Source organism: Roseisolibacter sp. H3M3-2, assembly GCF_029211165.1.
Lineage (GTDB): Bacteria > Gemmatimonadota > Gemmatimonadetes > Gemmatimonadales > Gemmatimonadaceae > Roseisolibacter.
Map to the genome: position 1 here is coordinate 1 of NZ_JARGEK010000282.1, position 6,571 is coordinate 6,571.

Annotated in this window: 6 protein-coding genes; 2 read left to right on the forward strand and 4 right to left on the reverse strand. The window is 72.4% G+C overall.

Annotated features, from left to right (window positions below; translation table 11 throughout):
• Positions 1-1,449 (forward strand): methyl-accepting chemotaxis protein (locus PYV61_RS18840; protein ID WP_275834476.1); only part of this gene is annotated, 1,449 nt, incomplete at its 5' end.
• A gap of 110 nt (positions 1,450-1,559) precedes the next feature.
• Here PYV61_RS18840 and PYV61_RS18845 read toward each other — a convergent pair.
• From PYV61_RS18845 to PYV61_RS18860, 4 genes are all read right to left on the reverse strand, one after another.
• On the reverse strand, positions 1,560-2,066 hold the full coding sequence (locus tag PYV61_RS18845) for a PIG-L family deacetylase (RefSeq protein ID WP_275834478.1): 507 nt from the start codon (positions 2,064-2,066) through the stop codon (positions 1,560-1,562).
• 54 nt (positions 2,067-2,120) lie between these two features.
• Complete coding sequence (locus PYV61_RS18850; protein WP_275834480.1) at positions 2,121-3,032, reverse strand: helix-turn-helix domain-containing protein; 912 nt, start codon at positions 3,030-3,032, stop codon at positions 2,121-2,123.
• 119 nt (positions 3,033-3,151) lie between these two features.
• Positions 3,152-4,465: a hypothetical protein gene (locus tag PYV61_RS18855; RefSeq protein WP_275834482.1), complete on the reverse strand. Its 1,314-nt coding sequence runs from the start codon at positions 4,463-4,465 to the stop codon at positions 3,152-3,154.
• 305 nt (positions 4,466-4,770) lie between these two features.
• Positions 4,771-5,526, reverse strand: coding sequence for an SIMPL domain-containing protein (locus PYV61_RS18860; RefSeq protein ID WP_275834484.1), 756 nt, complete (start codon positions 5,524-5,526; stop codon positions 4,771-4,773).
• An 86-nt stretch (positions 5,527-5,612) separates the two neighbouring features.
• Here PYV61_RS18860 and PYV61_RS18865 point away from each other — a divergent pair, with 86 nt between their 5' ends.
• Positions 5,613-6,392, forward strand: a complete 780-nt coding sequence (locus tag PYV61_RS18865; protein ID WP_275834486.1) for a hypothetical protein — start codon at positions 5,613-5,615, stop codon at positions 6,390-6,392.
• Positions 6,393-6,571 lie beyond the last annotated feature (179 nt).

The following is a 6,571-nucleotide window of genomic DNA, read 5'->3' on the forward strand; positions in this document are numbered from 1 at the left end:
CGCCCGAGGGCGGCGCGCGCGACGTGGACGGTCGGCGCGCTCACGCGGCTGGCGGTGCTGTCGGCGCTCGGACTCGGCGCGCCGTTCGCGCGGCGCGTCGCGCGGACGCTGGGCGAGCTGACCGAGCGCGCGGCGCGGCTGCGCACCGTGTGCGTCGCGGGGCTGGAGGGCGGGCTCTCCGACCTCGCGGCGGGGAACCTCGGCACCGACGTGGTGCCGTCGACGACGCCGCTGACGGTGCGCTCGGACGACGAGCTGGGGCGCCTCGCCGAGACGGTGAACGGGCTGATCGCGGGGACGCAGGCGAACGTCGCCGCGTACAAGCGGGTGCGCGAGACGCTGCAGGAGGCGCTCGCCGACACCGAGCGGCTGACGGCGGCGGCGCGCGAGGGGCGGCTCGCCGAGCGCGCCGACACCGCGCGCTACGCGGGCGCCTACGGGCAGCTGGTGGCCGGGATGAACGGCACGCTCGACGCGGTCGCGCGCCCGCTGGCCGAGGCGAACCGCGTGCTGGCGCGCGTCGCCGACCGCGACCTGTCGGCGCGCATGGACGGCGCCTACGCCGGCACGTTCGCCGAGACGCGCGACGCGGTGAACCTGGCGACGTCGCAGCTCGACGCGGCGCTGAGCGAGGTGCGCGCGGCCGCGCACGAGGTGGCCGCGGTCGGCGGGCACCTCGCCGGCGGGAGCGCCTCGCTGGCGTCGGGCGCGTCGCAGCAGGCGGCCAGCCTTGAGGAGGTGGCGGCCAGCCTGCAGGAGATGGCCGCGATGGCGCAGACGAGCGCCGGCCACGCGCAGCAGGCGCGCGCGATCACGGAGCAGACGCGCGCCAGCGCGGCGCAGGGCGTGGAGCGGATGGGGCGCCTCTCCGAGGCCGTGCTCGAGATCCGCCAGTCGAGCGAGCAGACGGCGCGCATCGTCCGGACGATCGACGAGATCGCGTTCCAGACCAACCTGCTGGCGCTGAACGCCGCCGTCGAGGCGGCGCGCGCCGGCGACGCGGGGCGCGGCTTCGCGGTGGTCGCCGAGGAGGTGCGGGCGCTCGCGCTGCGCAGCGCCGAGGCGGCGAAGAACACGGCGGCGCTGATCGAGCAGGGGGTGCAGAGCGCGTCGCGCGGCGTCGCGCTGAACGCCGACGTGACGCAGAGCCTGCAGCAGATCCACGCCCACGTCGACGAGGTGGCGCGCGCGGTGGCGGAGATCTCGGCGGCCAGCGAGCAGCAGGCGCGCGGGGTGACGCAGGTGAACGACGCGGTGGACGAGATGAACGGGGTCACGCAGAAGGCCGCGAGCAGCGCCGAGGAGACGGCCAGCGCCGCCGAGGAGCTGTCGAGCCAGGCGGAGACGATGAACGGGATCGTCGCGCAGTTCGCGCTGACGGAGGCGCGGGGGGCGTCGCGTCCGCGGGCCGAGGTGCGGGCGGCGCTGGAGGGGGCGGGGAAGGGCTGAGCACCGCGCGTTCGTCGCGATCGGCGGCGCTCGTCACCTTCAGGTGGCGGGCGCCGTTTGGCTTGGGAGATGAGCGGCGCCCGATGCGCGGGCGTCGCGCGCGTCGGATCTCACGCAGCGCTGGATGGGACTGGTCGGACGGCAGCCTCGTCGTCGAGCGAGTGGCCGCGGAGGCGACGCGGCTGACGTGATGGGTGGTCGGATTTCGCTGCGGCGCTGCGATCGCTGACCAGGGTCTCGTGGATCAGGGCTGCGGGAGACGACTCGGGGTCGCGCGGGACGAGGACGCTGGTGCGCCGCATTCTGTCGCGGGTGGCCAGTCTCTCGCGCACCGCGTGGGAGTCGGCGTCGCCTAGGTGCCCGTCCTGGTGGTCGAGCGATGCCAGCAGAGCGACGCCGCGGATGGCGCAGGGGTCGCGCAGCTCGCGTTCGCGGACGGCGGGGAGCGAGTGGCCCGTTGCCAGCGAGGGGTCGCCGGCCGAACCGACCTGGCCGCGGGTGGCGCACATCAACCCGACCGTGGTGCCGGCATCCGCGAGGCGGGCGGCGGTGGACGCGAGCGTGAAGCGCTCGTCGTCGGGGTGCGCGGGAAGGACCATCAGGGCTGCGGTCGTCACGCCCGGGCAGCTAGCGCGTCGGGCCGCTCCTCGCGGCGATCGACGCCAATAAGATCACGGGGCCGTGCGCGCGTCGTCGGCTCGCACGCGGCGCGGCGCCACGCGTCGGGTGGCACGCGACGCGGGCTCCGCGACGCGCGACGGGAGCGCGACCGTCGGGACGCCGACCTCGCGCTCGCCGGGCGTCGCCTCGTCCTCGTCGCCGTCCTCGTGCTCGTTGGGCGGCAGCAGGCCGGCGCGGCGCTGCGCGCACTCGGCGTCGAAGCGTTCGACCAGGCACCTGAGGCCACCGGCCTCGCGCAGCTGGTAGGGCGCGAGGCCGGTGCGTCGACGCAGGAGGTTGCGGAGGGCGCTGCCGCTGGCGAAGTCGAGCTCCAGCGCCACGCTCTCGACGGTGCGGCCCGGCTCGTCCATCAGCCGCGCGGCGAGGAAGAGACGGCACCAGGCGCGGAGGTCGGCGGGGGCGGGGAGGCCGACGGCGTCCATGCGGTTGCGGAGAGTCTTGCGGTGGACGCCGAGCTGGATGGCCGCCTCGATGACGGGGACGGGGCCGTCGGCGCCGCGGAGGTAGAGCTGGACGAGGGGGCGGGCGACGGGGTCGAGGGAGTCGGCGATGGCGTCGTAGACTTGGGCGGAGACGTTTGTCCGATTCGCGGTCTTGATCAGATCCTCTAGTGCACTGCGAGAATCGTCGATCGGAAACTGGAGCATCTCGTGGGCTCCCGCGCGGATCATCGCGGTAAAAGCGCTCGACGGCGTCTTGCCAAGCTCGCCGTACGCGAGCACATAAACGTCCGGGAAGTCACGGCGGACTTCGGACACTAGTGCCAGAGTACTCCGTCCATCCCTATCCGTGTGTGCGATGATCAGCCCGCGAATGCCACCGGAGCGAAGGCGCGCACGAACCTCGAGCTGGGAAATGCAGAGACAAGGGGAGCCGGCGAGTTCGCGCAGCAGCGCAGCCACGCGAACGCGTGCTCTTGAATCACCGATCAACGCGATGACGGTTCCCCGAGACGCACCCATGGTCAGCAAGGCGGATTGGTTGGATAGACGAGCCACGAATCAACGGCATGCGCGAGTTGTTACCACACGCTGAGCTGCTCAAGCTTCTTGAGTACTCGGGTTGACCTTCTGCTTAAACGAGGACGTTCTGCTCGGGTGTGACTCTCGGGCTCTTTGTGGCACACGTTCTGGCTCCGCTCCAATTCCTGATCGGCGAGCCATTCTAGCTCGGTGTAGCCGTGCTGCCGCGCGATATCGAGCGAAGACTGGAAGCGCACTGCCGCGAGCGCCGATCGTCCATGCTTGACGTGAACGCTACCGGCAACTCGTAGCGCATGAGATTGTTCCCACGGGTTAGAGGAGGATTCAGCAATGTGCTCCAGCTCGGGGAAGAACGCATCCAGCGTGATCGTGTCATTCAGTCCAAGAGCTGCTTGAACGAGGCTTCGGACGAGCGGCTGGCGCGTCGGCATACGCGGCGTCCTCGCCAGTGCTTTGAGGCAAGTGCTTCGCGCGGCAGCGTAGTCGCCAACGTCCAGGCTCAACGAGGCGAGAACGGCAAGAGCTTCAGCCTCTGCGTGCGGTTGCCCAGCGGTGAGTTCTAAAGCAGCCCATCCATGCGACAACGCCGAGTCGTACTCGTCCTCTGCCCTGGCGACCGAGACCAACCCGAGATGGGCTGCCGCCGCCAGATCTGAGTAGTCCGTGGCAAGTTCGAGCACTCCGCGAAACGCCAGTCGCGCGAGTGGATACGCGCCACGACCGTGTAGTAGCACTCCAATCCCCAGTCGCGCACGAGCCAAGAGCCAACGGTCCCCGTAGATGCTGGCGATTGCGATCGCGTTCTCGAATGCGCACTCCGCCTGACTAACGAGGCCAAGCGTGCGAAGCACCCGTGCGGATTGGGCCCGGGCGTATCCCGCCCGTAGGTCACCAGCAGGGAGAGTGCGCATCAAGTTGAGGAGCGATGTGTACGCCGTCAGTAACGCGCCACCGGCCTCCACATGCTCAATCGCTCGTAGCAGATCACGGAACTCAGCAAGTTCTGGCGCGTCACTCTGCCACGCGACAAGAGCATTCCGCGCTTTCTGAACTGCTTCAGCGCCCTCCGCCGATGAGAGGTCAGCGGACAGCGCGACACTCGCTCGGTGAGCCAGCTCAGCTCTCGCTTCTGGCGCGCATGCACCAATGCGAGCAAGATGCAAGCTCAACTCGAGCCACCAGTCCGGTATGGTATCCACTTCTGTATCCGCGTCGACGCCCCGCCGCGCACAATCGGCGCGCCATGCGGCTCCCGCGTCGAGAAGCGTACCTTGCAGCAGTTGACTTGGGTGATCGCGACTGAGGTGAGACTGTTCGACCTCCTCAGCACGCATCCGCGTCTCGCCGTTCATGGATTCGCTGTTGCGAGGTAGTGGCAGCACCAGCAGGCAGTCTGGCTGGCCGCCATCCGAAGAGCCACATGCTCCTGGGGTTACCACGAGTAAGCACGATGCGCCAGACCGACTTGCGCTGGGGCTGCGTTTTGGTGTCATAGCGCTCGGTCGCAGACACACATCGCATGTCCGGGGGCACCTTCTCTTGCATCGTCAGCTCCCTCGACAAGGCCCCGCCGCGCGCCCCACGCCCGCGACCTCCCCTACCCTAACCCGCCCCGCCCACCCCGCCGTGCCGCCGCGAGCAACGCCGGTCCACCCGCTCACCGCAGCCCGTACTCCACCGTCGTCACCACCCGCACCGTCTTCACCAGCTGCCCCTCCGCGGTGATCCCCGGCGCCTGGTCCCGCGGCAGGATCTCGAACACCCCCTGACTCGCCCGCCGGATCCCCGCCAGCGACGCCCGCGAGTCCCGCGCGAACTGCTCCGCCCCCTCCCGCGCCCGCGCCGTCGCCTCCGCGATCATCGCCGGCTTCAGCGCGTTGAGCCCCGTGAAGACGAACGTCGGCCCCCCCTGCCCGTACTCCCCGCCCGACGTCAGCACCACGCCCGCGCTCACCAGCTCCGCCACCCGCTGGCTCGCCGCCTGCACCGCCGCCGGCTCCGGCGACCGCACGATCACCGTCTGCCGGATCACGAACCGCGAGCCCCCGCCCTGGGCCCCGCCGTACTGGTTCGTCGCCGCGTCGGCCACCTCGAAGTTCTGCAGCACCACCTCGGTCCCGCGCGCCGAGTCCAGCCCCTGCGCGCGCAGGAACGTGCGCACCGTGGCGAGCGACCGCGCCAGCTGCGCGTTCGCCGCCGCCAGGTCGTTGTCGGCCGCCACCAGCCGCAGCGGCCAGATCGCGAGGTCCGCCCGCGCCTCGCGTTCGGAGAGGCCGCGCACCGTGACCGTGCGGTCGGCCGTGCGCACCCGCGCCACCCCGGCCCCGGCCAGCGCCCCCGCTGCCGCGAGCCCCAGCGCGACCACCGCGGCCGCGCCCAGCGTCTGTCGTGTGGTTGGATTCGTCGAAGTCATGCGCTGAGATACCGCCGACCGCCCCGTTCGGCCACGCGGCGCGCGCGGGACGTCGCGGAATCCACGCGGCCGACGCATCTCTCGACGTGCGCCGTCCCCTCCTGACCCTCGCCACCGCCCTCACGGGCGCCTGCGCCGCGGCCCGCGTCCGCCCCGCCGCCACCGGCGCGCCGCGCTGCGCGCTCCCCGCGCCCGTCCTCGTGCACCGCGCCGGCGACACGCTCGTCTCGCGCCACGACTTTCGCGCCGCACCTCCCGACGCGTGGGACGACCGCGCCCTCACCGCGCTGCGCGACGTGCGCACGCGCCTGCGCGCCGCCCTCGACGTCGACACGCGCGCGCTGCTCGCGCGCCAGGCCGCGTACTGGGCGGCGCACCCCGACCCGGCGCTGCGCCGCGAGGCCGAGAACGGGACCGCGGTGCGCTCCGGCCGCGTCGGCACCGTGCGCGACGCGGGCTGCCTCGAGGCACTGCTCGTCGACGCGCAGGCGCGGCGCACCGACATGGTCGATCGCCCGACCGAGTTCCAGGCGCTCGTCCTCCGCCGCGGCGACGCGCGGCGCGTCTACCTGGCGGGGAGCACGGCCCCGTGGCCGCCGAAGCTTCCGCCGCGCGTCGACGCCCTCCTCGCCGCGGACCGGCGCGACGGCTGGCACGCCGAGTCGCACGGGCACAACCATCCCTTCTACCTCGCGAAGCGCGACACCGGCGACGTCGCCGGCGCGGTCGCGCCGTCGCTGTCCGACGTCCAGCTCTGGCGCGCGCTGCGCACCCGCCTCGGGCTGCGCGGCGCCTGGGTCACCAACGGCTTCGCCACCGCGCACTTCACCGCCGCCGACTTCGACGCGCTGAGCACGCACCCGTAGCGCCGCCCGCGCCGTGCAACCCCCGCGACCGAACCCGAACGCCGCGCCGCTCGCGCGCGGCCGCGCCGGCGGGCACCTTGGGGGATGCGCCGCCTCCGTGTGCTCCCCCGCGTCCTCCTCCTCGCGCCCCTCGCCGCCTGCGCCCCGCTCGCGGCCGTCGCCCCCGCCGCCGCCACGAC

Bases quoted from the DNA above. Each gene is read 5' to 3' on its own strand.
- PYV61_RS18860 (WP_275834484.1), bottom strand. From the start codon at position 5,526: ATGACTTCGACGAATCCAACCACACGACAGACGCTGGGCGCGGCCGCG.
- PYV61_RS18855 (WP_275834482.1), bottom strand. From the start codon at position 4,465: ATGAACGGCGAGACGCGGATGCGTGCTGAGGAGGTCGAACAGTCTCAC.